Source organism: Pelatocladus sp., from assembly GCF_059505505.1.
Genome location: NZ_JCACKS010000203.1, coordinates 1 through 25,318, shown reverse-complemented (window position 1 = coordinate 25,318; position 25,318 = coordinate 1). Strand labels below are relative to the sequence as shown.

At 39.1% G+C, this 25,318-nt stretch carries 19 protein-coding genes and 1 pseudogene; 10 read left to right on the top strand and 10 right to left on the bottom strand.

Going from position 1 to position 25,318, the window contains the following annotated elements; genetic code table 11:
* Nucleotides 1–104: 104 nt before the first annotated feature.
* Both AC5JMK_RS16125 and AC5JMK_RS16120 read right to left on the bottom strand, forming a co-directional pair.
* A complete protein-coding gene (locus AC5JMK_RS16125) occupies nt 105–2,207 on the bottom strand; it encodes a CHAT domain-containing protein (protein ID WP_495910555.1) in 2,103 nt (700 codons plus the stop codon).
* Between the two features lie 525 nt (nt 2,208–2,732).
* The gene (locus AC5JMK_RS16120; RefSeq protein WP_096675285.1) at nt 2,733–4,643 is read right to left on the bottom strand and encodes an ATP-binding protein; all 1,911 of its coding nucleotides are present in this window, start codon (nt 4,641–4,643) and stop codon (nt 2,733–2,735) included.
* Between the two features lie 330 nt (nt 4,644–4,973).
* On the opposite strand from AC5JMK_RS16120, the gene AC5JMK_RS16115 reads away from it, so the two are divergent.
* Both AC5JMK_RS16115 and AC5JMK_RS16110 read left to right on the top strand, forming a co-directional pair.
* Complete coding sequence (locus tag AC5JMK_RS16115) at nt 4,974–5,201, top strand: hypothetical protein (RefSeq protein ID WP_096675284.1); 228 nt, start codon at nt 4,974–4,976, stop codon at nt 5,199–5,201.
* 167 nt (nt 5,202–5,368) lie between these two features.
* The gene (locus AC5JMK_RS16110) at nt 5,369–6,211 is read left to right on the top strand and encodes a cyanophycinase (protein WP_096675283.1); all 843 of its coding nucleotides are present in this window, start codon (nt 5,369–5,371) and stop codon (nt 6,209–6,211) included.
* Between the two features lie 126 nt (nt 6,212–6,337).
* Here the strand turns inward: AC5JMK_RS16110 and AC5JMK_RS16105 are convergent, their stop codons facing one another.
* The 3 genes from AC5JMK_RS16105 to AC5JMK_RS16095 all read right to left on the bottom strand — a co-directional run bounded on the left by AC5JMK_RS16105 (nt 6,338) and on the right by AC5JMK_RS16095 (nt 9,376).
* Nucleotides 6,338–7,417: a peptidoglycan-binding domain-containing protein gene (locus tag AC5JMK_RS16105; protein WP_096675282.1), complete on the bottom strand. Its 1,080-nt coding sequence runs from the start codon at nt 7,415–7,417 to the stop codon at nt 6,338–6,340.
* Nucleotides 7,418–7,503: 86 nt separating this feature from the next.
* Entirely contained in the window at nt 7,504–8,445 is a 942-nt protein-coding gene (locus AC5JMK_RS16100) for an N-acetylmuramoyl-L-alanine amidase (protein ID WP_096675281.1), read from the bottom strand.
* Nucleotides 8,446–8,821: 376 nt separating this feature from the next.
* Complete coding sequence (locus tag AC5JMK_RS16095; protein ID WP_096675280.1) at nt 8,822–9,376, bottom strand: carboxymuconolactone decarboxylase family protein; 555 nt, start codon at nt 9,374–9,376, stop codon at nt 8,822–8,824.
* 166 nt (nt 9,377–9,542) lie between these two features.
* Here AC5JMK_RS16095 and AC5JMK_RS16090 point away from each other — a divergent pair, with 166 nt between their 5' ends.
* The 6 genes from AC5JMK_RS16090 (at nt 9,543) to AC5JMK_RS16065 (ending at nt 19,259) form a co-directional block, all read left to right on the top strand.
* Nucleotides 9,543–10,109: a TetR/AcrR family transcriptional regulator gene (locus AC5JMK_RS16090; protein WP_096675279.1), complete on the top strand. Its 567-nt coding sequence runs from the start codon at nt 9,543–9,545 to the stop codon at nt 10,107–10,109.
* Between the two features lie 742 nt (nt 10,110–10,851).
* A complete protein-coding gene (locus AC5JMK_RS16085; RefSeq protein WP_495910554.1) occupies nt 10,852–13,620 on the top strand; it encodes a zinc-dependent metalloprotease in 2,769 nt (922 codons plus the stop codon).
* A 103-nt stretch (nt 13,621–13,723) separates the two neighbouring features.
* Nucleotides 13,724–14,191, top strand: coding sequence for a MarR family winged helix-turn-helix transcriptional regulator (locus tag AC5JMK_RS16080; RefSeq protein ID WP_096675277.1), 468 nt, complete (start codon nt 13,724–13,726; stop codon nt 14,189–14,191).
* A 252-nt stretch (nt 14,192–14,443) separates the two neighbouring features.
* Nucleotides 14,444–15,916 (top strand): HlyD family secretion protein, encoded by a 1,473-nt coding sequence (locus tag AC5JMK_RS16075; protein WP_495910553.1) that lies wholly within the window; start codon nt 14,444–14,446, stop codon nt 15,914–15,916.
* Between the two features lie 186 nt (nt 15,917–16,102).
* Nucleotides 16,103–17,377, top strand: coding sequence for an MFS transporter (locus tag AC5JMK_RS16070; RefSeq protein ID WP_096675275.1), 1,275 nt, complete (start codon nt 16,103–16,105; stop codon nt 17,375–17,377).
* Nucleotides 17,378–17,681: 304 nt separating this feature from the next.
* Nucleotides 17,682–19,259 (top strand): DHA2 family efflux MFS transporter permease subunit, encoded by a 1,578-nt coding sequence (locus tag AC5JMK_RS16065; RefSeq protein ID WP_495910552.1) that lies wholly within the window; start codon nt 17,682–17,684, stop codon nt 19,257–19,259.
* Between the two features lie 7 nt (nt 19,260–19,266).
* On the opposite strand, the gene AC5JMK_RS16060 is transcribed toward AC5JMK_RS16065, so the two are convergent.
* The 5 genes and pseudogenes from AC5JMK_RS16060 to AC5JMK_RS16040 all read right to left on the bottom strand — a co-directional run.
* The gene (locus tag AC5JMK_RS16060) at nt 19,267–19,746 is read right to left on the bottom strand and encodes an ABA4-like family protein (RefSeq protein ID WP_495910551.1); all 480 of its coding nucleotides are present in this window, start codon (nt 19,744–19,746) and stop codon (nt 19,267–19,269) included.
* A gap of 115 nt (nt 19,747–19,861) precedes the next feature.
* Entirely contained in the window at nt 19,862–20,635 is a 774-nt protein-coding gene (locus AC5JMK_RS16055) for an SDR family oxidoreductase (protein WP_495910550.1), read from the bottom strand.
* A 4-nt stretch (nt 20,636–20,639) separates the two neighbouring features.
* A complete protein-coding gene (cobW, locus tag AC5JMK_RS16050) occupies nt 20,640–21,686 on the bottom strand; it encodes a cobalamin biosynthesis protein CobW (protein ID WP_096675271.1) in 1,047 nt (348 codons plus the stop codon).
* Between the two features lie 357 nt (nt 21,687–22,043).
* Nucleotides 22,044–22,763: a biliverdin-producing heme oxygenase gene (locus AC5JMK_RS16045; protein ID WP_096675269.1), complete on the bottom strand. Its 720-nt coding sequence runs from the start codon at nt 22,761–22,763 to the stop codon at nt 22,044–22,046.
* A 323-nt stretch (nt 22,764–23,086) separates the two neighbouring features.
* Nucleotides 23,087–23,176 (bottom strand): annotated as a pseudogene (locus AC5JMK_RS16040) (transposase); the annotation flags it as partial.
* 244 nt (nt 23,177–23,420) lie between these two features.
* Between AC5JMK_RS16040 and AC5JMK_RS16035 the strand changes: the two are divergent.
* A complete protein-coding gene (locus AC5JMK_RS16035) occupies nt 23,421–24,896 on the top strand; it encodes a TIGR04222 domain-containing membrane protein (protein WP_495910549.1) in 1,476 nt (491 codons plus the stop codon).
* Between the two features lie 12 nt (nt 24,897–24,908).
* The gene (locus AC5JMK_RS16030; protein ID WP_096675266.1) at nt 24,909–25,229 is read left to right on the top strand and encodes an NfeD family protein; all 321 of its coding nucleotides are present in this window, start codon (nt 24,909–24,911) and stop codon (nt 25,227–25,229) included.
* Nucleotides 25,230–25,318 lie beyond the last annotated feature (89 nt).

Here is a 25,318-nt window from a genome sequence, read left to right as displayed (position 1 = left end):
GTTGTCAGAAATAATCTAATTTTTTTGAGAATGTTCTAAGATTTACGTTCTGTGTAGTTAGAGCATCGTCCCTTTCTGCGATAATTCATATTTCATAATTTTTATTACATCCCATTGCCAATTAAAATAAAACTTGCCCAGTAGTAGGGATGATCGTAAATACTATCGATTAATGATAATTGGGCTTTTTGTAGGGCTTCGACTTTGCTGAGTTTATCTTGTTGGAGTGCGGCGTAGAAAGCATTCATCAGGGCTTGTGTACCGTCGTCAGAAACTTGCCATAATGAAGCGATCGCAGCTTTTGCACCTGCTTCTTGCATCACATAGCCAAATCCCAAAATCTCTATACCATCGCCTAACTCTCCTCCCAAGCCAGTTTCGCAAGCGCTCAATACCACTAAATCAGCGTTAGAAAGATTCCAAAATCGTAAATCCCGAAAACTCGCCGCATTCCCATCACCAAACAAAATAAAAGATTCATTCGGCGCACCCGGCACAAAAGCAGCGTGGGTGGCAAAATGGAGAATGGGGAAATTGCTCATCAGCTTTAAAGTTTCTTTTTCAGTGAATTCTGAATTAATTAACTTTTCCGAACCAGGAAACGCCGACGTCACATTTTCGACTTCTTTTGCTGCAAAAGGTAATCCGCCCAGCTTGAAAGTACGCTTACCAACTTTGATATCGTAATTTCCCCGCGTAAAAGCACCTGCTAATATCTTCAACTTCTGTGGACGTTCTTTTAAATCGGTGAGACTTAAAGCAGTAATATTATTTACCCGATAATTCTGCACTAACCACTTTTTGCCATCATAAAGCGCTGCCAGGGGTATGTAGCGCAATTCTCCATCCGGTGCGTAAATGATGGTTTTTGTATTCGCTTCTTTCAGAGCAGGTTCAATCGGTCGGACTAACCAATTATACAGTTTCTGTCCTGGTTTTTTCGCATCTTTTGGTGGATCTTCTAAGGCGTTGCGAAATTCCTCAATTGTCCGGTTTAGTTCTTGGCGTTTCACAGGTACAGAACGGCGGATTGGAGGTGTATAGGGAGTGACTAACACTAGTTCCAAGCGGTCTTCTAGAATTAGGGGATAAAGTAAAACCGCATTTATATCTAATTGCTTAATCAAGTCTTGCAGACGTCTAAGTATTTTAGGATTAAGATTTTCGCCACCAGTAGTCCGGCTGAGTTCTCGGACATGAGCCATAACTTCTGGACTATCGCTAAATGTGAGAAAATCTTTTAAAGTTTCTCTTTGAGCAGCTTCAAGTTCTTGTCTGCGTGTCTCTTGTTGGGGGGTGCGATCTTTTTCAGGAATTTTTTGTAATTCGCTTAGTTCTTTGCCCTGTTTGACTACAACAGAAATTTCAGTGTTAAATTTATCTACAACCTGCTGTTCTGGTTGCAGATATTCCATGCGCTGCGGTGTTTTGGCTTTGTCTCGGACATTATTGAGATAACCATCTAGTTCTTGGACTTTGAGCGAGTCAACAGCTACTTGGGCTTCTACTACACGGTTTTGCTTGAGTAACAAATCAGCTAGGTGGCGATAAGTATTTGTGAATCTGTTTGTAGAAAAATGCTGAATTGGTTTTTGCGGGGATAGTTTGGAATCAACTTCCATTTCGTCCAAAGCATTAATCGCTTGCTTGTAAAAGGCGATCGCTAACTCTGGCTTTTGCTGTGCTTCCAAAAGAGAAGCTATTTCGTGAAGAATTTCTGCTTGGGCTTGCATATTATCAGTTTCTTTGCCCATCACCAAAGCTTGTTGATAAAGCTCCTGTGCTTTGGTATAAACACCAGTTCTGTAGTAAATTACACCTATGTGACTGAGAATTTCCATTTCCTCAGTCTTGTTATCAGTTTCTTTGGCGATCGCTAAAGCTTGTTGATCATATTCTAGGGCTTTAGGATACTCGCGCAATTTCTCGTAAGTCTGCCCAATATATTTAAGCGTGGTAATCTCGTTTTGACGCTGCCCAGTTTCTTTAAAAATAGCTAAAGCCTGTGCAAAATTTACTAAAGCTTCGCGATACTTACCTTGATTAAGCTGTTGCAGTCCCTGTTGTTGTAACTGCAAAGCTTCTTTTGTACGGCGTTGTGTTGTTGGTGTCTGTGTTGTCGGAGATTGGGGAATTGAAAAATCACACGCAATCAGGAAAGTCAGACAAAGTATGATCAGGGTAAGACGTTGGAGAAGATAAAGCATTGGTAAGCCCTCCAATCAATAGGAGTGCTAATGATTTCTTTAGTTATATATCCTTATTTTGCAGAATTTGATCCAGAGTCACACAAAAACATAACCTAGCCTACCTACGTAGGCTAAAAAGAGTCCGTGCAGGCGGACTTGGTTTGTGTAGCCTCAGACTTCCACTCTGCGGAGATTTTAAACATTTGGGATGCTCCCTGTTGATCACTGTTTTTCAGGAGTCACCAAAATAGATTTTGCGAGCGCAATTATTATTTCGGGAGTCACCAAAATCGATTTTGCGAGCTTAGAACACCTACGTGGGTTTATAATATCAGGTTAGCTTAATTACTTATAATACCCTTAGAACCCCACCCCGGTTTTGTCTAACGCCAAAACCGGGGTGGGGTACAATTACTGTGGTAAGTGTAACTAATTATCCAAACTTGATATAACTCTTGAATTTTCATTAGTCCGCGTAGGCGGACTTAGTTTGTATAGCCGCGATTTCTAATCGCCAGGGCTAGAATAGCCAAAACTAGATGTTTACAAAATAGTGCTAATTTCTTTCAAATAAACCCTAGTCAATGGTTCATCTTCTCCCAATGTATACTCTTCAATTAAACCCTGGCGGTGAATTGAAATATTATCTCCTTTTCTAATTACCACAGTCGAATTTTCCAAGACATCCCGCATCAACATCATCTCGATTTCTGTAGGATTATTCAGCACTACTAAATTGCTGCGATCATAAAACATACCCTCTTTTTCTAAGATGTCATCTTGGTACTCAGCAATTAATAAATCTAGTTTAGGATTACGCAACAAAGTGTAGACGTTGCTGTTGTAATTTTGATGCAAATATTTTTCGGAGCGATTCACAAACACACCTTCGCGACAAACAGCTCCTATTGTCCAATTTGGATTTTGTAAAAGAATATGATCAATAGTTTCTTGTAGTTCTTTCACTGAAATTTGATTAAAGGTGAGAATTGGAATTCTCGAATCAGACTCTGTCTTAAAAAAGGTTTCTAAAATATATGCAGGTACATCCACACTTTCACCAATAGCGGGGTTAAGATGCATCAAAATACCAGGAGCAGCATTGATTTCCAAAATCGCAAATTCACTTTCTTTCCATGATTGAGAAAGATTTTCGGAAATGACATCAATTCCAAGACAAACTAATCGGAAGTGCTGGGCAATATCTTGTGCCAAAATAATATTATCGGGGTGAACATTGCGTGTAGCATCAATGCTCATACCACCAGCAGAAAGATTAGCAACTTTGCGAAGATAGACAGTTTTGTCTCTGTCAATCACACTATCTAATGATAAACCCTGTTCATTTAAATATAGTTCCATCGCCTCATCACGCTGAATTTTACTCATAGGTGAGGTGGGTGTATCTAAACGAGCTGGTTTACGATTTTCTTTTTCAATTAACTCGTCAATTGTTGAGTATCCGTCACCAACAATTGATGCTGGACGACGTTCGGTTGCGGCGACAAATTTACCATTCACACACAGCAAGCGGTGATCTTTCCCACGAATACTTTTTTCTACGATGATCCGGATTGGCTCATTTTCATCAATAGCTTGGACTGCTCTGCCATAAGCGGCTTCTAAATCATCTTCATCTCGCACATCTGCGGTTACACCAATACCTTTGTGACCGACTACAGGTTTGACTGCGACTGGATAACCAATTTCTCTGGCTACTCTGAAAGCTTCTTTTTTGAAGAAAACTATATCACCTTTGGGTACTGGAAAACCCAAGATTTTCAAGAATTCTTTACAGTCATCTTTGCGGGTAGTAAAATCTGAGTCTAAGTGACTATCGCTGTCAAATGTTGTGGCAACACCGCGAATTTGTTTTTTACCGTAGCCGTATTGTGTTAGTCTTTCTTCCCATATATGAAAGGTAGGAATTGCTTTTTTGGAAGCTGTTCGCAATAAGGCGTAAATTGTGGGACCACCGTAAGCGGAAAGTCGAAATTCCTTTTGCAGCGTCCGTAATTGTTGTTCAAACTCAATATCATCTTCGCGAGTAATAGCTTCAAACCAATCCCAAACAAAATAAGCTACAGAGCGTGTTGTGTCTTCGTGTAGAGATTGGACAGCGATTTTGGTATATCGGCCATTGGGTTGGATACTCCAGCGATCAAGGTGCAAATCCATATCCAGCTTATTTACTTGCGACAGAGTGCGCGCAAACAGTTGAGCATGAGAATCATAGGTTTCGTTTTTGAGTTGGGGGTAGCGATCGCCAATAATTTTTAGATAATTTTCAACAGGTTGCGATCGCCAAGACTCTGTCATAGCAAAATCAAATACTAGCGCTCCTGTATCTAAGTAAGGGTTCGGCCCAGTATAGTGCTGAAAGTTGAAAATATCAAAAGCATCTGTTTTTCTAGCATTAATGCGGACTGTATCGGTACTTCTATCTTGAACCATTGACTATATACCTTTGACGAAACACTCTGGTGTCTTGATACTAATTTGCGTTTACCGAGATTTACTACTAAATCAATTTGTCAAAGTTCTTGTGTATCCAGGAATCAGTGTAACTCTATTGAGAAATATTTTGAGCTATCCCAGGGTATAAAGGTTGAGAGTGGGGACAAAGGGAGACAAAAGAGAAAACCAACGAACAACAACCAACAAATCAAATTATTTTATATACCTAACAACTTATAACTTTTGAGGGGTGAAATATGATCCCCAAATACATATAAATAATAGAATGAACAAGTAAAATCAAAAAAACTTAGGAGACAGCAGATTATGAATGTCACCAAAGCTGCTCTCAGAAAAGAAGTTCACTATCTAGCTGAGGAAGCTTTTCACCGTAAGTTAATTTCCGGCTTTGGAGATGGGCCAGATGTTAACGAATATCAAATAGTCTTTCAAGGAAAACCAAGACATTTACCATTGGAAGAAGCACACACTTTTCTAGTAGATCTGCTGTTTAACAACCAAGTAAGTGAGATTTTTTGTTCAAAAAATAGCTGAGAAAATTGTATTAAATCATCAAATTACTCAGTTTTGAACCGATGTACTCCCGTGTTCTCCAGTGCGGGAGTATTATTGACTGATTCAATATAAAGAATTATTAATTTTTCACCAAAATTAGTAATTATTGATTCATTTTTTGATATCAACTCATACTTGGAGGCGCTATGTTAGAAAGCCAAACTAAACGGCAGTTGGTAATTATTGGAGGAGCAGAAGATAAAGAAGGAGACTGTCAAATATTACGGGAGTTTGTGCGTCGTGCTGGTGGTATTAAAGCGCGAATTGTGATTATGACAGCAGCGACAGAACTACCTAGAGAAGTAGGAGAAAATTATATAAGAGTATTCGAGCGGCTAGGAGCAGAAGATGTTCGCATAATTGATACAGAAACCCGTGATGATGCTTCTTCTTCTACTGCTTTGGAAGCAATTAATAAAGCAACAGGAGTATTTTTTACTGGCGGAGATCAAGCAAGGATTACTAGTATTCTTAAAGATACTGAAATAGACGCAACTATTCACAAACGCTTTTCTGAAGGTATAGTAGTGGGAGGGACAAGTGCTGGAGCTGCTGTCATGCCAGATGTCATGATTGTAGAAGGCGATTCTGAAACAAATCCTCGGATTGAAATTGTAGATATGGGTCCCGGTTTAGGTTTTTTACCTGGCGTAGTAATTGATCAACATTTCTCTCAAAGAGGACGTTTAGGAAGGTTAATATCAGCTTTGGCGCAACAACCTGCTGTACTAGGATTTGGTATTGATGAAAATACCGCAATGATTATTACTGACAGCCAAGTTGAGGTCATTGGAGAAGGCTCTGTAACAATTGTAGATGAATCAGAGGTGATACATAACAATATTGACGAGATCTTGAAGGATGAAGCTCTAGCATTTTGCGGAGCAAGACTTCATATTTTGCCACACGGATATAAATTTGATTTAAAAACTCATAGACCAATTTTAAATGGTCAATCTTTACCGTTAGAGCCAGTCACTACCCAATAAAAAATATTTGTAATAGTGCAGTAATATTGTAGGGTGCGTTAGATTAAAACCATAACGCACCATCATTTTTTAATTTGATAGATTATTGGGTTTTCTTGTTTTAACTTTTGATTTTTGAACTAGTTACTAATAACCATCCACTGACCAATGAGGAGGGTCATTACTTAGTTTATATACACCGTAAGATTCGCCCACCTTCCATACATTTTTATTTAAAGCAGCATTACACGGTTCACCAACACTAATCATTCTCCCGTATCTATCCTTAATATTAATCTTGCCATCCCAGGTTACATTCCAGTCAATTGCTAATCTTTGAATATGGCGAGAATTTAAAGATACAGGATTACCACCCACACCATAAGCTTCTACCATATCTTTAGCAGCTTGTAGTGATCCTGCATTCGTATAATGCACCCACTCAATATCAACTCCACTCATTGCTGGTATATATTGGGGAGATATTTCTTGGCGATTAATTCTGGCAGAATAATGCATCAAGTAGGCACGTTCTTTGGGACGATGGGTAGCAGTAACAATCACCTGACAACCAGCGTCAATGAGAGCATTTTGAAATGCTTCTACCTTTTGACGAAATGGAGAAGCTAAATCAGCAATTAACTTACTTGTAGGAAAGTAATCAATCCAATGAGAACCACTCAGACGAAATCTTAATTTTTTCGCATAGGCGTTAAATATATCCATTGCTTGAGTAAAATCTGTCCCCAATTTTTGCTTAGTTGCATTACTCAAAGCTTGTTCTAATTCACCACGTAGACGTACATCTCTTTTTTTATATGCTTCGGCTAATCCTTTGGTACTGGTATTACCAAAATCTCCGTCTATTATTAATAGGGGATTGAGTTGTGCTACCTGATTCAAACACTTTTGTAAATCCTTAACTTCTGTATCACCAAAGCCAAGATAACTCAGCAATGTACTAGCTGAAAGATTAGGTATTTTAGCAAGAAAACCTTGATTAGCAGCTTTACTATATGTGCCATTACCAACAATCCCATCAGCTTCTAAATTATTTCTTTGTTGATAAAGACGAGTAGCTTGGTCAGTTATTTTACCAAAGTCACCGTCAACAATTTGAACAGGATATTCAGCTTCTTTTAAAAAACTTTGCCAAGCACTCACATATATTCCATTAGAACCAAGTCTAAGAACTGGTAATTTCAGTAAGTCAATATTAAAAGTCATAAAATTCTCCTCAAGTGTGCTTTGTTGGTTGTTAAATGTTGGTTATTGATCATTCTTACCAACAAACAACCAACAACAAACATGCACTAACCAATCAATTTTTGCCAAGTAATAGGGCCAATAATTCCATCGGCTGTTAAACCATTTTGCTGCTGAAATCTCTTCATAGCAGCTTCTGTTTGTGGACCATAAACACCGTCAACTTCCACACCTAAGCGGAATTGTAAGTATCTAATAACTACACCGCCTGCATGATTTAATCTAATAACTCGTTTCGCTAGAATTTGATTAATTCCGTTCCAGGTAGTGTCTCCGGCTATTCCCGTTTGTTGAATACCAACAATACTTTGAAATTTTTCAATTGCTGATTTTGTTGCAGCACCATTTATGCCATCTTCTAACAAAGATCTACCATTTTTATCGGTAATTTTGAGTCTATTTAAAGCTTGTTGCAATCTTTTAATAGTTGTGTCTGGATTTTCTTCTTCATCGACTACGTGATTAACAGGAGTAGTAGGTGATTGACCTGTTAAACCTTTGACGATCGCATTCGCCATTGCCTCTGGATTATACAGATTCATGTCTTTTTGTGAATCTATAAAGCAACATTCTATTAAAATCGCAGCCATATTGGTATTTTTGAGGACAAATAGATGACTGCCATTTTTAATGCCACGATTAAAAAAGCCTAATTTTACAATTTCATCTAATATTGGTTTGGCAAATTTTCTGCCTGTATCGCTAACTGCAAATACTTCCGTACCATTTGCTTGGCGATTAAAGGCATTAAAATGAATAGATACGTAAAGATCTACTTTATTAGCATTTGCTGTAGCGCATCTTTTTCTTAAAGAATCACCTACTGTAGAGGCTCTGTCTGGTTTACATACTACAACTTGATGTCCTAAAGCTTTTAACTTAGATGTAACCCTGTTGCCTACATCCAAAGTCAGATTATCCTCTATTTTGATTCCTCTTGCACCCGTATCTGGTGGACAATTATGTCCGCTATCTATCCCAAATTTCATTTTTTTATCCTCTGCTCGATTGTTTGATAATTCTGCTGGTATTGAATTTTTAATAGGTTTATTACTAATTGCCGATATAGCAAATAGAATTTAAGTATTTTGCCTGGTATATCATACCAGGCATATATAATAATGATACTGTTTACTAGCTGTCTATCATATTTCAAGTAAAAATATTTAAATTTTTACTTAAAATATGATAATCGTTAATATATTTTGCGTTGGCAACTAAAAGTATACCTAGAACTTTAGTTCTAGGCTGATATGTAGAAGTCATCTCAAGATGACTAAATAATTGGATTTTGCTAATTTAGTAGATTTGAGTTAAAAACTTTTAAAGTTATTTCTTGATGGTCAAAAATATAGTTGCATCTCTCTACACGGTAGGTTTTGACCAAGCATAAGGCTTAAACTCTTTATCCAGTGGCGTTTGAGCAATGTGATTGGTGTAATTGTGAATAACTTTCACAGCGATACCTAGAATTACCTCAAGAACCTGCTGCTTTGTGTAACCAGCCTTCATAAATGTCTCGATTTCTTCGTCAGATACCCAACCACGAGTTTGCACCATTCGCTGGGTAAATTCCCGGAGTGACTGGAGTTTTGGATCTTGCAGGAGTTCACCATTTCGCATGGTATCTATATCCTTGATGGACATGCCAACCATTTTTGCCAAGCCTGAGTGTGCTGCCATACAATAGTGACAATTATTTTCATAATTTGCTGTCAGGTAGACTACTTGCTGTTCAATTGGGCTAAAGCTAGTTGTGCTGAAAAGATCCCATAAAGCCATACCACCCTGCAAAAGTGCAGGAGCTTCAGCGCAGATACCCTCTAAGTTGGGAATGAAGCCAAATGTTTTTTTGGCGTGGCGCAGAGCTTCTTGAGATGCTTTTGGTGCTGTTTCAAGAGTATAAATGGTGAATTCCATTGTGTTGTATTTTTTAAGGTATTGGTATTATCGACATTGCCTGTCGAAGGGTAAAAACCCTGTCAAAAATGCTAATTACACACTTGTCGCTCGCTTTGTAGACAAACTTGTCTACTTTTAGTAGAATATCCTAAGTAGACAAGTTTGTCTACTTAATGATCTATCTATGGCACCAGAAACTAACCAAATCTACGATCGCATTCTAGAAACTGCTTCGGAGCTTTTCTATCAAAAGGGGATTCAGCACGTCGGAATTAATGAGGTAATAGCTGCTTCCGACGTTGCAAAACGGACGTTTTATAAGTATTTTCCTTCAAAAGATCAACTCATTTTGGAGGTGATGCGCTATCGCAAAAAGCAGTGGTTACAGTGGTTTCAAAAGTCTGTTGAGGAGCGAGGAAAAACAGCTAAAGAAAAACTACTCGCAACCTTTGATGTGCTAGGAGAGTGGTATGCTCAACCAGATTTTCGCGGGTGTCCATTCATTAATGCAGTTCTGGAAATTGCTGATGCAAATCATCCAGCTCATCATGTTTCTGTATCGTTACGTAAGGCGATCCGCACTCACATAATGAAACTAGCAATCGAAGCTCAAATTCGTAATCCAGAAGCATTCTCTCAGCAGTACTTGCTATTAATTGGTGGTGCTAGTCTGATGGCAACAATTGAAGGAACTCCAGCAGGAGCAAAACATGCTCGTCAAGCTTTATCTATTCTAATTGATGGAGGTTAACCAGAAATATCGCTTTGGTATTGACTGTATGTAATACTCGTCAAAATCTCATCCATTTGACTCATGCCAACGGCAAGCTATTGGGTTTACTTTCTTAAAGGGAGTTAGCAAAAAAACGTTTTTCTGCCGAAATCGAAAAACAGATCATACTCTCATGTTGAAAATGATGCTGTAACATTCGCCACAGACATTTATTGTGGTTAACGTAGAATTTAGGATTAATGATCCCACGCATATCTACAGTTCACTACCTATTTTTTGGTTGGTAGGATGACATGAAATTAGATTCATTACTTATTGCTTTTCATAATCGAGTGAGCGTAGACATCGCTATATCTGTCTACGCTTATGCATATTTTAAGATGTTGAGATTTACTTAATAATTTAATCCTAGATGAAATAATTGTTTGAATACAGGAAGAAATTAATAGTTAATTAAATAATTTCCCAGTAATTCAGTAAAAACAGGACTACATGAAAGATAAAAAATACCTATTTTATTATTCAAGCGGCTTGTAAGGAGAGCATCTCAAATGTTAAAAAAATCGGCCCAAAAAATCCGCCTGCGATTGAAATTGCAGTGTATCGGCTCAAGTCAGCTGAAGCAGACTGTTTGATTTATTAGAGTCGTATAAAGACGATTTGTGCTATTGGCTAAAAATTTAAACTCTTAGCGGGATGTTGAAAAAAATTGGGATGCTCCCTTGTAAAGAGGAAAAGCGCTTCATAAGGTAGCCAAAAAATGAATAACTGGATCACAAAGTTAACAGTATATGTATTGTTATTTTATTACTTGTTATTTGGCACTAATTATGCTATGTCCAATCAAGTTGCAAATATTTATGTCCAGCAACTCAATACACTGTCAGGTATTGAACAATTAGCAAGTACTGATTATAGTTTTAAAGAGAACAGAAAGGAAGATTTGTGGCGATTTCGTGAGGCAGTCAAAGGAACGAATAAATTAGAGGGAGTATTCACAATTTATCGTAGTCAGGAAGACGATAAAATTTATTTAGAATTGAAGCCAGAACAACTGAATAAAAATTATCTTTGTACAGTAACACTAGAATCTGGCATTGGGGAAAGTGGGATTTATAGTGGACTACCTCTGCAAGATTTTCTGTTTTACTTTCGGCGAGTAAACAATTATTTGCATTTTGTTGTTCGTAATGTTAAGTTTCGCACAGAACAAGATGAACCAGAATTGCGATCGCTTGCTCGTTCATTTAGCGACTCAGTTCTTTATGCCCTCGAAATTGACAGTATCGATCCATATAGTAAAAATATTCTTGTTGACCTTAATGACCTGCTGATGCAGGATTTCCCGGGATTAACCTCCTTATTAAAATATTATTTACGGGCTGATTATCACCTGGAAAAAAATAGATCATATTTTGGCGATCTTGACAGCTTTCCTTACAACTTAGAGATTGAATCTATCTACACCTTTTCATCACCAGAGGGAGCATATTTAGTTACATTACCTGATAGCAGAGCGTTGACTTTAAAAGTACACTACAGTTTTTCCCAGCTACCCGAAAATAATGGGTATATTCCCCGACTTGCTGATGATAGAGTCGGATATTTTATTACTGCTTTCCAGGATTTTTCTCATAATAATAGCAAAGAATCATTTGTACGTTATATCAATCGTTGGCATCTTGAACCATCTGATCCTAATGCACCTTTGTCTCCACCGAAAAAACCAATAATATTTTGGATTGAAAATGCTGTACCATTGGAGTATCGCGACGCTATGCGTGAAGGCGTTTTGATGTGGAATCAAGCATTTGCCAAAGCAGGATTCCAAAATGCTATTGAAGTCCGACAAATGCCAGATGATGCTGATTGGCATCCAGCAGATGTGCGCTACAACACAATTCGCTGGTTCAATTCTTTGGATGCAGGTTTTGCTAGAGGTCCAGCCCGCGTCAACCCCATGACTGGAGAAATATTAGATGCAGATATTATCGTCGATGCCAATATGGTGCGCTCAATTCAGCAAGAATATCGTGCTTTGATGGAATCAGGGGTCAATGGTCAAGGGTTCAAAATTGCGAATCTGGGATTGCAAAATAGCAAAGTCAGTCCAGTTGCTGAATGCACTGATCATAATTTACCTTGGACTGTGAATACTGGATTGTTGACTTCTCAACAAGATTCTGACTTCTGCTATGGGATGGAATCTTCAACGCAAGCAGCGATGGGGGCCTTGGCGTTGTCGCTGTTGCAAGACGCTACACCAAGTAGTGATGAGATGAAAGAATACGTGCATCAATATATACGTTCTCTCATTGCTCACGAAGTCGGACACACACTAGGTTTGCGCCACAATTTTCACGGCAGCACTATGTTAGCACCCCAGGAATTAAATAATACAGAAATCACTCACACCAAAGGTTTGGCAGGTTCTGTGATGGATTATTTGCCTGTGAATATAGCACCTCCAGGAATACAGCAAGGCGACTATTTTCCCACAATTATTGGTCCTTATGATGAATGGGCAATTGTGTATGGTTACAAACCTCACCCAGATTTTACGGCAGAACCAGTAATTCCCGAAGCTGAAAAAGATTTTTTGGAACAGATTGCTTTGGCGTCCCCGCAACCAGAATTATCTTACGCTACAGATGAAGATATCTGGGATATCAATCCTCTGGCAAATGTCTGGGATATGAGTAGTGATGTGCTAGTTTATTCCCAATGGCAAATGGATAATGCTCGCGCTATGTGGCAACGTCTTGATCAGCGTTACCCGTTGAAAGGAGAAAGTTATAGTAACTTGCGGGTGTTATTTAATAGCATTCTCAAATATTATTTTCGTAATGCGTTTTTGTTGACTCAATATATAGGTGGACAATCTTTTGGGCGTCATCATGCTGATGAAAATATGCGCCCCAGTTTTGTAGCAGTTTCTCTAGAACAGCAACGCCAGGTCTTAGCAAAACTGCAAGAGTATGTATTTGCAGAGGATGCTTTTAGTTTTTCGCCACAATTGTTGAATCTGCTAGCACCTTCACGCTGGCAACACTGGGGTAACTTTATACCTGTATCTCGCCTTGATTATCCAATTCACGAACGTATTCAACGTTTTCAAGCTGTAATATTAAGATCGCTCTTAGATAGCGATCGCCTCAATCATCTCCGGGATATCGAATTCAAAACAACTGGCGGACAAGCACTTTCCATGCCAGAATTGTTCAACACTCTGCAAAAAGACATTTGGACAGAAGTTGTAGATGCTAGAAAAGCAAAACCAATTTCTAGTATCCGTCGTTCCTTGCAGCGAGAATACCTAAATATTTTGCTCGATATGGTGTTGCGTAATACAGATGTCCCAGAAGATGGACGGACACTAGCTTGGTTTGAATTGCGCCAACTACGCCAAGCCATTGATACTAGCTTGAAGTACCAAAATGAAAACCTTGATATTTACACACTCGCTCATCTTGAAGAAACGAGCGATCGCATTACCAAAGCATTAAACGCAAGATTGCTTTCAAGATAAATTGAGACAGCCAGATTCCGACTTCTTATCGGAATGCGATCATTTTGCAGCTTTTCCATAATCAGTGCTATGATAATAGTACGCACGCTAAGTATTTCCTGAAATGGTTTCTACATCTGAAAATTCTGTAGCTTTGGAGTCGTGGCAGCAAACTAGAGCGCCATACAATCTTGGCTATCGAATCAAATTGCTATCTCAACTCCTGTATCGCAAATTTACAGAACGTCTGGAACCCTATGGTTTGACTCCCTTTCATTGGGTAATTTTATGTTGTTTATGGGAGGAAAACGGTTTACCTACTTCCACTATTGGCGAAAGGCTCAAACAAGTCGGAGGTACATTAACTGGGGTACTAGATCGGATGGAAGAGCGTGGCTTAGTTCGCCGAGAACGAGATTGTCGCGATCGCCGCATTTGGCGAATTTGGTTAACTGATGCTGGCAAAGAACTAGAAGCTATTCTACCTGAACTGGCTGTAGAAGTGCGTGAGCAAGCTTTGCAAGGTATTTCCCATGCTGAACGCGAACAATTTGCCCGCATGATCAATCAGGCGATCGCGAATTTGTCGTAAGATTGGGAATTGGGAACAAGGCAGATGGGTAGAATAACGATTGATGTTTGACAATTGATAGTTGACCAACAACTAACCTTTATCTTTCTTGAAGAATAGACACATATCACCCAATTGGGTGTAGTGACATTCAGTTTTTTTTTAAAAAATAGTAAGCATACGAAATAATTATTCCCTAACTAATTTTAGATCGATATTACGAGTCCTAAATAATTTATATAATTTCGCGCTGGAACAGGAGAATTGGCAATCATGGAACGTTCAAGCACTACTAATCTCAACAACAATAACGGACACAGCAAAACAGCAGTCTTGGAAAAAGAATTAGTTATAGATACAGAAGAATTGAAAACTCGTACCCAGCCAGTAGCAACGCCAGAAGCGCCGGAAGCAGAGAAGCAACAGCCCTCTTCACCTCAAAAACGTAAGAAACCAATCAAGCTAATTTTGGTAGCCTTGGGTGTGGGTGCAGTTGCGGCTAGTGGTTTTGGGTTTCGCTGGTGGGAGTATGCTTCTACTCATCAGGAAACCGACAACGCCCAGGTAGCGGGACATGTCCACCAAGTTAGCACGCGCATTCCAGGAACTGTCGCTCAAGTACTGGTAAATGATAACCAGTTGGTAAAACAGGGACAGTTGCTAGTAAAGCTTGATTCCCAAGACTACCAAAGTAAAGTCCAGCAGACACAAGCAGCCTTAGTAAATGCTAAGGCTCAAGCGGAGGCTGCACAAGCAAATATTGCTTTAACATCACAAACTAGCAGCGCTCAGACAAATCAAGCGCAAGGAAATGTTAACGCTGCTTTAGCAGCAATTTCCACAGCCCAAGCAGCAGTAAAAGAGGCGCAAGCAGGTATTCCCACAGCCCAAGCTCAAGTTCGTTCTGCCGAAGCTGCGGTTCCAGCAGCCCAAGCACAAGTAGCACAAGCCGAGGCGAATTTACAAAAAGCCCAAGCTGACTATAACCGCTACCAAACTTTATATCAACAAGGTGCGATCGCTCGTCAGCAATTGGATACAGCCAAAGCCGCTTATAGTGTAGCACAAGCACAAAAAAATGCTGCCGTTCAGGGAGTTCAACAAGCCCAAGCACAACTAGCTGCTGCTAAACAAGGAGTTGCCAAAGCGCAGTCCCAACTAGCACAAGCCCAAGAAGGAGTTGCTAGCGCCCAAGCTAAACTCGCAGCATCCCAAGGAGGATTACAACAAGCCACGGCTACTAAGCAAGACACAGCCGTAAAACGCAGTCAGTATGACGCAGCGAAAGCAGCGATCACTCAAGCACAAGCTTCTCTCAACGATGCTCAATTGCAGCTATCCTACACCAACATTACCGCCCCCAGTAGTGGACGGGTAGGTAAGAAAAATGTGGAAGTTGGTAACAGAGTACAAACGGGAACACCATTAATGGCGATCGTTGATAACGAGAACTGGCTTGTTGCTAACTTCAAAGAAACCCAACTTGAAAACATGAAACCAGGAGAACCAGTAGAAATAAAACTGGATGCCTTACCTCATCATACTTTTGAGGGTCATGTTGACAGTATTTCTCCAGCTTCCGGCGCTCAATTTGCCCTATTGCCACCAGATAACGCCACAGGCAACTTTACCAAAATTGTACAGCGTGTCCCGGTCAAAATCGTTTTTGATCAAAACAGCATCAAGGGCTATGAATCACAGATTGTACCAGGCATGTCTGCGGAAGTGAGCGTCAAAGTTAAGTAAGTTAGTTATTTGTCATTTGTCATTAGTTGTCCGCCTTCCCTTTTCCCCAATCCCCAATCCCCGATCCCCAATCACCAACTTCCACCTGACGACTACTTCCGTTTACGTCAATAGAGAGGGGTGAAAGTGAAATATTTTCATTATTGTCAATTAGGTAAATCTGTTGACTGATTACCATTAACCAGCATGAAAACACAAGCCCAAGAACAGGTGCTATTACCAGCCTTAAGATCGAGAAATTACCGTTTGTTTTTTATTGGACAAGGTATCTCTTTGATTGGAACATGGATGACACAAACTGCTACAATTTGGCTGGTTTATAGCTTAACTCAATCGCCTTTGATGCTGGGGCTGGTGGGATTTAGCAGTCAAATTCCTAGCTTTCTTCTTGCTCCGTTTGGTGGCGTATTTGTAGATCGTTTTTCTCGTTATCGCACCTTAATTGGTACCCAAGTATTGGCAATGATTCAGTCATTGATCTTAGCGATATTGGCACTAACTGGTGTGATTCATATTTGGCATATTATTGTTTTAAGTTTGTTCCAAGGAATTATTAGTGCTTTTGATTCACCTGCACGGCAAGCATTCGTGGTGGATTTGGTAGAACATAAAGAAGATTTAGCGAATGCGATCGCGATTAATTCCACAATGTTTAATGGGGCGCGCTTAATTGGCCCTGCGATTGGTGGTTTGTTAGTTGCGGGTGTGGGCGTAGCTTATTGTTTTTTAATTGATGGTATTAGTTACATTGCCGTAATCATGGCTTTATTAGCAATGAGAATTAAGCCTCAAAAAACTGTAGCTAGTATGAGTAATCCCTTACAACAAATAAAAGAGGGATTTTTATATGCTTTTGGTTTTCCACCTATTCGGGCAATATTGTTGCTCTCAGCCATAGTTAGCTTTTTTGGATTCCAGTATACTGTTCTCGTTCCAGTTTTTGCCGAAAAAATATTACAAGGTAATGCAGAAACACTGGGATTTTTGATGGCTGCTTCTGGTGTCGGAGCATTATCTGGTGGAATTTATTTGGCATCACGTAAAACTATCTTGGGACTTGGGAAATTAATTGTTGTAGGACCAGCAATTTTAGGAATGGGATTAATAGCTTTTTCCTTATCACGTTTATTACCACTTTCATTATTCACAATGTTATTTGTTGGCTTGGGAACAATTTTTCAAATTGCTGCTGGTAATACAGTTTTACAAACAATTGTTGAAGATGAAAAACGTGGGCGAGTTATGAGTTTATTGACAATGGCTTTTTTGGGTACTATCCCCTTTGGTAATCTATTGGGAGGGGCTTTAGCTGATAGTATTGGTGCTACTAATACTTTAATTTTTGATGGAGTAGTTTGTATTTTAGGTTCTATATATTTTTCCAGACAGCTACCTAATTTAAGGCAATTGATACGTCCTATTTATGTAGAAAGAGGAATTCTACCTGCTAAAATACATTAGATTTTTAGACGTGCAGAAGCTGAAAAGATTGAACTTAAGTTAAGTAAGTCGGCAGGAATAAACATAACTGAGTTACGAAGAGTAAACATGCCTAAAAGCCTTACCAATAACCAATGACATAGACGTGCCTTCTTCGGCTTCAAGGTAGAGTATGAAAAATAACGATCCCAACTAGTTAGCTTTATTTGTGCCGACTTACTTAAATCTTTTTTCAAGAGAGAACTTAAAATACTTCCCTTTTGCCCCAATTCTAGATAATCTAATATTTTAGAACTCTTAAACATTTATTATTCGGAGTACTACTGTGGCTAAACAAAACGCAGTTATTCAATCTTCCTCCGACCAAATACCGCTAAGAACTTGGATTGGTGTTTTAGCTAGTATGCTTGGTGCATTCATGGCGGTACTAGATATTCAAATTACCAATGCTTCACTACAACAAATCCAAGCTAGTTTGGGTGCTACCTTAGAAGAAGGTTCATGGATTTCTACTGCTTATCTAGTAGCAGAAATTGTTGTTATTCCCTTAACAGGATGGCTATCGCGAGTATTTACTCTCAAACGCTATTTGTTAGTTAATACTATCTTATTTATCTTTTTTTCTATATGTTGTGCTTGGTCGTGGAATCTCATGTCTATGATTGTTTTCCGCGCCGCCCAAGGTTTTACAGGAGGGGTTTTAATTCCGATTGCGATGACGGTTGTATTGACAAGTTTACCTCCCTCTAAGCAATCAGTGGGGTTAGCTGCATTTGGTTTGACTGCTGTTTTTGCACCTTCAATTGGTCCGACATTAGGAGGTTGGTTAACAGAAAACTTTAGTTGGGAATATAGCTTTTATCTCAACATAATTCCTGGTTTGTTAATGTTGGCTGGGGTTTGGTATGGAATCAGGCAAGATAGACCTCAAGTTAATTTACTAAAACAAGGTGATTGGTGGGGAATCATTAGCATGGCAATTGGTTTAGGTTCCCTACAAATTGTCTTAGAAGAAGGTAGCCGCAAAGATTGGTTTAGTTCAGAATTTATTGTGCGTTTAAGTATCATTGCAGCAATCTTTTTGGCGTTATTTTTCTGGATTGAATTAACTCGTAGACAGCCATTTATTAATTTGCGACTTTTGAAAAGACGTAACTTTGGTTTAGCTAGTATTGTCAATGTTGCCTTGGGAATCGGTTTGTATGGTTCAATTTATATATTGCCGCTATACTTAGCCCAAATTCAACAATATAATCCATTGCAAATTGGTGAAGTATTGATGTGGGCAGGAATACCACAATTATTTATTATTCCTTTGATTCCCAAAATTATGCAAAAAATAGATGTACGATTCATGGTTGCAGTGGGAGTGACTTTATTTTCTATCAGTGTTTTTATGAATTCTAATATGACCTCTCAAACTGGACTAGATCAATTGCGATGGTCACAACTTGTGAGGGCGATGGGACAACCTTTAATTATGGTTCCACTTTCTTCTATTGCTACTGCTGGTTTGAGTCCGCAAGAAGCTGGTTCAGGTAGTGGTTTGTTTAATATGATGCGTAACTTGGGTGGTTCTATTGGTATAGCATCTCTAGCGACTTTATTAACTAATCGAGAACAATTTCACTCTAATCGATTGGGAGAATCAGTATCTTTATATAGCCAAGCAACTCAAGAACGAATTAATCAATTAACCCAATATTTTATTAGTCGAGGTGCAGATTTAAGTACAGCCCAAGACCAAGCGATTAAAGCTATTGATAATGTAGTTCGTCGTGAGGCTTTTGTTATGGCGTTTAATGATTGTTTTTACTTTATTGGTATTTCTTTATTACTGAGTGGAATCGCAATTATTTTTTTCAAGAAAATCAAGCCGACTGGTGGTGCTGTGGCACATTAATCAGTTATCAGTTATCAGTTAATGAAATAGTATTTTCTCCTACTGTTGTTGTCTCATTGTCTGATTTTGGAAAAAATTTCTTCGTTACCCAATAAGTCAAAATGTGAGAAAGCAATCCCATTGGTCCAGCAAAAAAACATAGGGCTAGAGAATGAATTGTCCAAACTCCTGTTTTTTGTCCTTGTAAATAAATATAACGACCGACAAACAAATCCATGGCTAAAAAATGAATCCAACCTGTTGCAGCTGCTTTTTCATCAGCAAAAAATTTGGCAATATCAGCTAATTGAGGATTCGATAATGCTTGGGCATTTTCTGGTGTAATGCTGCTGACAAATAAATATATATAAGCTAATGCTAACGGCACAAAAGGAATATATGATTCCATTACCCGTTTGGTAATTTTCCAGTTAGGCAAGAAAATCATTACTAGCCAAAATGGCAATACGTAAAGATTAGCAATATTAAACAGTTGATTACTTATCATAATTTATTACAAAATTTAGTCGTCATGAACTGCGTATACTGGGGTGAATAAGAATATCACTCTTTTTACACCCCTACACCCTTTTTAATTCAGGTAAACATTCGGTAGTGAAAAGCTACTGTCCACCTCTGGAACGAATAATCTGTCCTGTAATCCACTGGGCTTGTGATGAAGCAAGAAATAACACTATACGTGCAGCATCTTCTGGTGTACCAACACGATCAAAGAGTGCTTTTATCTCAAGTTCTGAAAAAAGTTCATCACTCATCCAACCCGTGTTTGTCGGGCCTGGATCGACTGCATTGACAGTAATTCCTTTTTTGGCAAGATTAGCGCTGAGGCTTATGGTAAGTGCTTCTATTCCGCCTTTGGTAATAGCATATGGTAAATTTTCAGGCATGGGTCCGAGACTTTGACCAGAAGTAAGATTAATGATTCTTCCCCTTGGTCTTCCATCATGGCGTTTGGCAAATTCAGCACATAACAGCGTAGTGCCTCTCACATTTACGGCATAATGAGCATCAAGTAAATCGGCTGATAGTGAGTAGATATCTACCTGTTGATCATGGGCGGCGTTGTTCACCAGAATATCCACAAAACCAAAAGATTTCTCGACTTGATCAAATATTTGCTTAGGTATGTGAGGTTCAGCCAAGTTCGCCTCAAAGCCTTCTGACTTCACACCTAGCAATTTCAGTGATTCAATAATTTCTTCTGCTTCAGTGGATTTACTACCCCAAGGCATCAACTCGTCAAATGGTCTGTAGTACGTTGTAAACACATCAGCCCCAGCTTTTGCCAAAAAATGAGCGATCGCAGCACCGATTCCGATGTGTCTACTAACTCCTGTTACTAGAGCAACTTTACCTGTTAAACCATAATCTACCATACTACTAACATAAACTCGCTTCTAACTGCGCTGCAATTTCAGTTCGATTGAGTTTGCGACCAATAAAAACTAGCCGTGTTTGCTTTGGTTCATCTAATTGCCAAGGGCGATCGTAAAATTGTTCAAAACGGTTTCCCACGCCTTGCATAACTAAACGCATGGGCTTGTTGGGTACTGCAACAAAGCCTTTGATGCGATAAATTTCTTGTTGTTGGGTAAGGTTTTGTAATTGTTTTTGCAGTATTTGCGGGTCAAAATCACGGTCTAAAATTAAGTGAGTTGATGTGATTTCTTCGTCGTGATCGTGATCTTCTTCAGTGTCGTGGTGACTGGGACGAGTATCTAAGTTTTCTTCAACTGCGGCTTGAAATCCTAATAATATAGATGGGTCAAGTTTACCTTGATCACTTTCTACTATCTTGACGACTCTGGGTAATTCTTGTTTGACTAAATCTTCGACTTGTGTTTTTGTTTCTGCGTCGATTAAATCAGTTTTATTGAGAATCACTAAATCTGCACAAGCAAGTTGATCTTCAAATAATTCTTGTAAGGGTGTTTCGTGTTCTAAGCTATCATCTGCTTGTCTTTGCGCTTCTACTGCTTCTGGGTTACTCGCAAAGGTTCCACCTGCAACTGCTGCACAATCTACGACGGTAATCACAGCATCAACTGTCGCACCAGAACGAATTTCTGGCCAGCGAAATGCTTTTACTAATGGTTTTGGTAATGCTAAACCAGAGGTTTCGATCAAAATGCAATCAATGCGATCGCGTCGCTTGAGTAATTGTTGCATTGTCGGCAAAAATTCTTCCTGCACTGTACAACATAAGCAACCATTGGTTAATTCAAAAATATTATCTTCACTCTCACTATCTTCTGGACAAATTTGGCAGGATTTCAAGAGTTCGCCATCAATACCAAGTTCACCAAATTCATTGACTAGAACCGCAATCCGTCGTCCTTGATTATTTTGTAATAAGTGGCGAATCAAAGTAGTTTTACCACTTCCCAAAAACCCGGTGATGACGGTGACAGGAATTTTTTTAGCCATGCTGAAAATAATCTTTTGTAGTCTTAAAAATAAGTAATTGTCAGTATTTAACTGGTAACTATATTATGTTACTAGGTACTGAAGTTAGTTTGATGTGGAAATTAACCTCTGTTATTTTAAGCTGAAATTCTACTATTGTTCTCGCAATGCGTGAATTTTGTAGACGCGTAGCGACAGGCATGTAGGTATTTTGAATTGTTTTAGGGGTAGTCTCCTTGCGCTTACCTATAACTGGTACAGGTAATCTCAAGGCTACTACCCCTAAGATCTTTTATTCAAGATTTAGTATCATTTGGTTTTAGACTGGCAACTAAATTATTGTTTGTAAAAATCCAAAATCCAAAATTATTACAGCTTTTACTCGGCTGTGGCGAGTCCGGTTTCAGTACTACCACGAGTCCGACGACGGGTTAGGGTGTTGTAAAGCATTTGCCCGATCGCCTTAATTAAATTACCTTCTAATTCGTTGAACATCTTCATGTTCATACCAAAAGCATCGTTTGCTTCTTCAACAATGCGATCGGCTGTGGCTTCATCAATTGGGAGTTCGTCTAAGGCTTGACGATATTTGTTTTTGAATGCTTTTTCGTCATCAATATCTGCAAATTCATAGAAGGCGACACCATCACTATTTAGATTCATTGCTGTTTGGGCAATTCCTTTGAGAATTTGTCCCCCAGACAAGTCACCCAGGTAGCGAGTGTAAGAATGGGCTACTAACAATTCTGGTTCTTTTTCAGAGATTTCCCGGATGCGCTGGACGTATGCTTCTCCAGCAGGGGATAATTGGATTTGCTCTGGCCAGTTAGTACCGTAGTAATAAGTTAGGTCTGTTTCTAAGCTGTGTTGTCTGTATAGCTCTAGAAAGTTAATCTTAGAAACAATGGGGTGATTTTTGTGCTTTTCCATTTCCTCTTCCATCGCCGAATACACGAAGTAGAGGTTGGCAACCAGCTTACGGTAAGAGTTTTTCTCAACTACTCCTTTTAAAAAACACTTGACAAAACCAACATTTTCTGCCATCGTGTGGGCTTTTTTTGTGCCTACACGCAATTTAGTTGCTAAATTACTGCTCATAAAAATGCTCGGTATGTGGGAAACTCAGCGTCTTTAAACCTGAGAAGGAAACGACACGTAGGATGGGGACTTCTGCAACCCGTTAAGAACGGCTACAAAAGCCACTAAAACGTTACAATAAAGCTATTTGATGAGAATTTCTATTAATATTTTTTAAGTATCAAGTCTTTAGTATTATGCAATACAGCACGATGGGGAAGGCAATAGAGCTATATTTACAGATTGTAAAAATAAATTAAAATCTGTTAAAGTGATCGGGAATCGGGGACAAGGGAGAGTGGGGAAACATATCAGTTATCAAATTAAACTTGTTTTATTCTTCATGTGCCATATGCATCTATTTGCAGCCAGTGATATTTAATAAAACGCCACAATATCTCAATGATGTTTAACTCCGGAGAGTAGATAGGTAATACCAATTAAATATGAAGCTGCACATTATTTTAACCCCTCCCAACCTCCCCTTGGTAAGGGGAGGTGCCGAAGGCGGTGGGGTTCTTTCTATGCATCTTCATATGGAAATGGTATAAGAAGAAAACTGTTGCTAAATTGTAAATTTATGTAAACACAGCAATAAACTTTTCCTGTTCCAACTGAAGAACTTATAGAACCAAGGCGCCGATTGGGAGAGTTCTGTGAATAGTGGATGATAGGAAAATGATGAATCTTCAACAAGCAGAATTATATACACGTATTCAAGAGTTTTCTTTAGACGAAAAGGATGCTGTTTATCCTTTCAGCAACAAGCTAGCGAAAGAAAATGGTTGGAGTGCTGAATATACCAAACGGGCAATTGAGGAGTATAAAAAGTTTGCTTTTTTATCGGTTGTTGCGGAACATACGGTAACGCCATCAGAACAAGTAGATCAAGTTTGGCATCTCCACTTAACTTATACACATTCTTATTGGGACGAGTTTTGTTCAAAAGTTTTACAAACACCACTGCATCACAATCCGACTCGTGGTGGTAGTGTTGAACATCATAAATTCCAAGATTTGTATATTCAAACTTTGGCAAGTTACGAGCATTTTTTTGGGCAAACTCCACCAGCAGATATTTGGTTAGCACCGCATATTCGTTTTGATCGTAATACTAATTTTGTGCGGGTGAATACTCATGAAAATTGGATTTTGCCTAAAGAATTATTCCAGTTTCCAAAGATAAATTTAGCTTGTTTTACACTACGTCCTATAGGAAATATATCACCAGTTTTACTGATGCCATTTTCTTTGGGATTAATAGTAGCAAATAATGAGCCTTTGTTAGCAGCTTCGATTAATAATCCATTGAAGTTAAATGGATATGAGTTTCTCTGGTTTTATTTTTTGCTGGCAAGTGTTACTTTGGTGATTGCTAGAACTTTACGTTGGTTTTTAAGTACATCTGTTAATCATTCTCTGAGTGAATCTACCTCTTTAGATGCTTATGAATTAGCATATTTGAATGGTGGTGCATATCGAGCCGTAGATGCTGCGATCGCCAAACTTGTTCAAGACAAAGTTATCAAAGTATCAGCAACAAGCCGGACTTTACATTTAGAAAATGCTCCATCTGCCAATAGTCACCCTTTGGAAAAATCAATAACAGAAGCAATGATTAAGGAAAGCATTAGTGGTATCAATGATGCTCCGATTGAAAGTATCCGTGCAAGATTAGTATCAGCAACAAATTCAATTAAGCGAAACTTAGAAAACCAAGGTTTATTAATTAGCGATCGCCAAGCGAGGATGATTCAAATTGCAACTGCAATACCCGTTCTAGCATTATTGTTGTTGGGAATAAGCAAAATATTTGTGGGAGTTTCACGCGGTAAACCTGTAGGTTTCTTAATAGTAATGTGCATTTTGACGGCTATTTTTGCCTTCTTGCTATTGACTAAACCACGCCGCACTCGCTTTGGCGATCGCACCCTCAATTACTATCGCTTATCCTATTCCAATTCATCTAACATTGCATTTTCTTTTGCTTTATTTGGTAGTGCAGTCTTAATAGGTTCTTTAGCAGATTTAAAACAAGTCTTCACACCGCCAAGCACTAGCAGCAGTAGTGGTGATGGTGGTGGATGTGGTGGTGGATGTGGGAGTGGTTGCGGTGGTGGATGTGGTGGTGGATGTGGTGGCTGTGGCGGTTAAATTGGAATATTTATGAAGAATTCAATTTTGGTAATTGCTGGTATTACAGTCGCCCTGGGAGTTTTAGTTGGTGCGTTCATCGTTTTACTGATTTTTTTACAACGCCGACGCCTCGCAATAGACAGTTTCGTACGCATGGATAATATCGTCGGTTCTTACGGAACTGTGGAAATTCCTCTCAATCACAATAGTCCAGGAAAAATCCGCGTCAATCTCAAAGGTTCCCTAGTAGATTTTGTCGCCCTCACCGATGAAACTCAAGAATTTTTTCAAGGCGATCGCGTTGTTGTTGTGAGGATGAAAGGTAATAGGGTGTGGGTGGTGGGGGTGTGAATTGGGGATTGGGGAAGGTAGGGGTCTCCTCTGAGGAACTCGGGGCCCCCACTCCCCCCAAGGGAGTGGGGATTAGGGGCGAAGGGGTA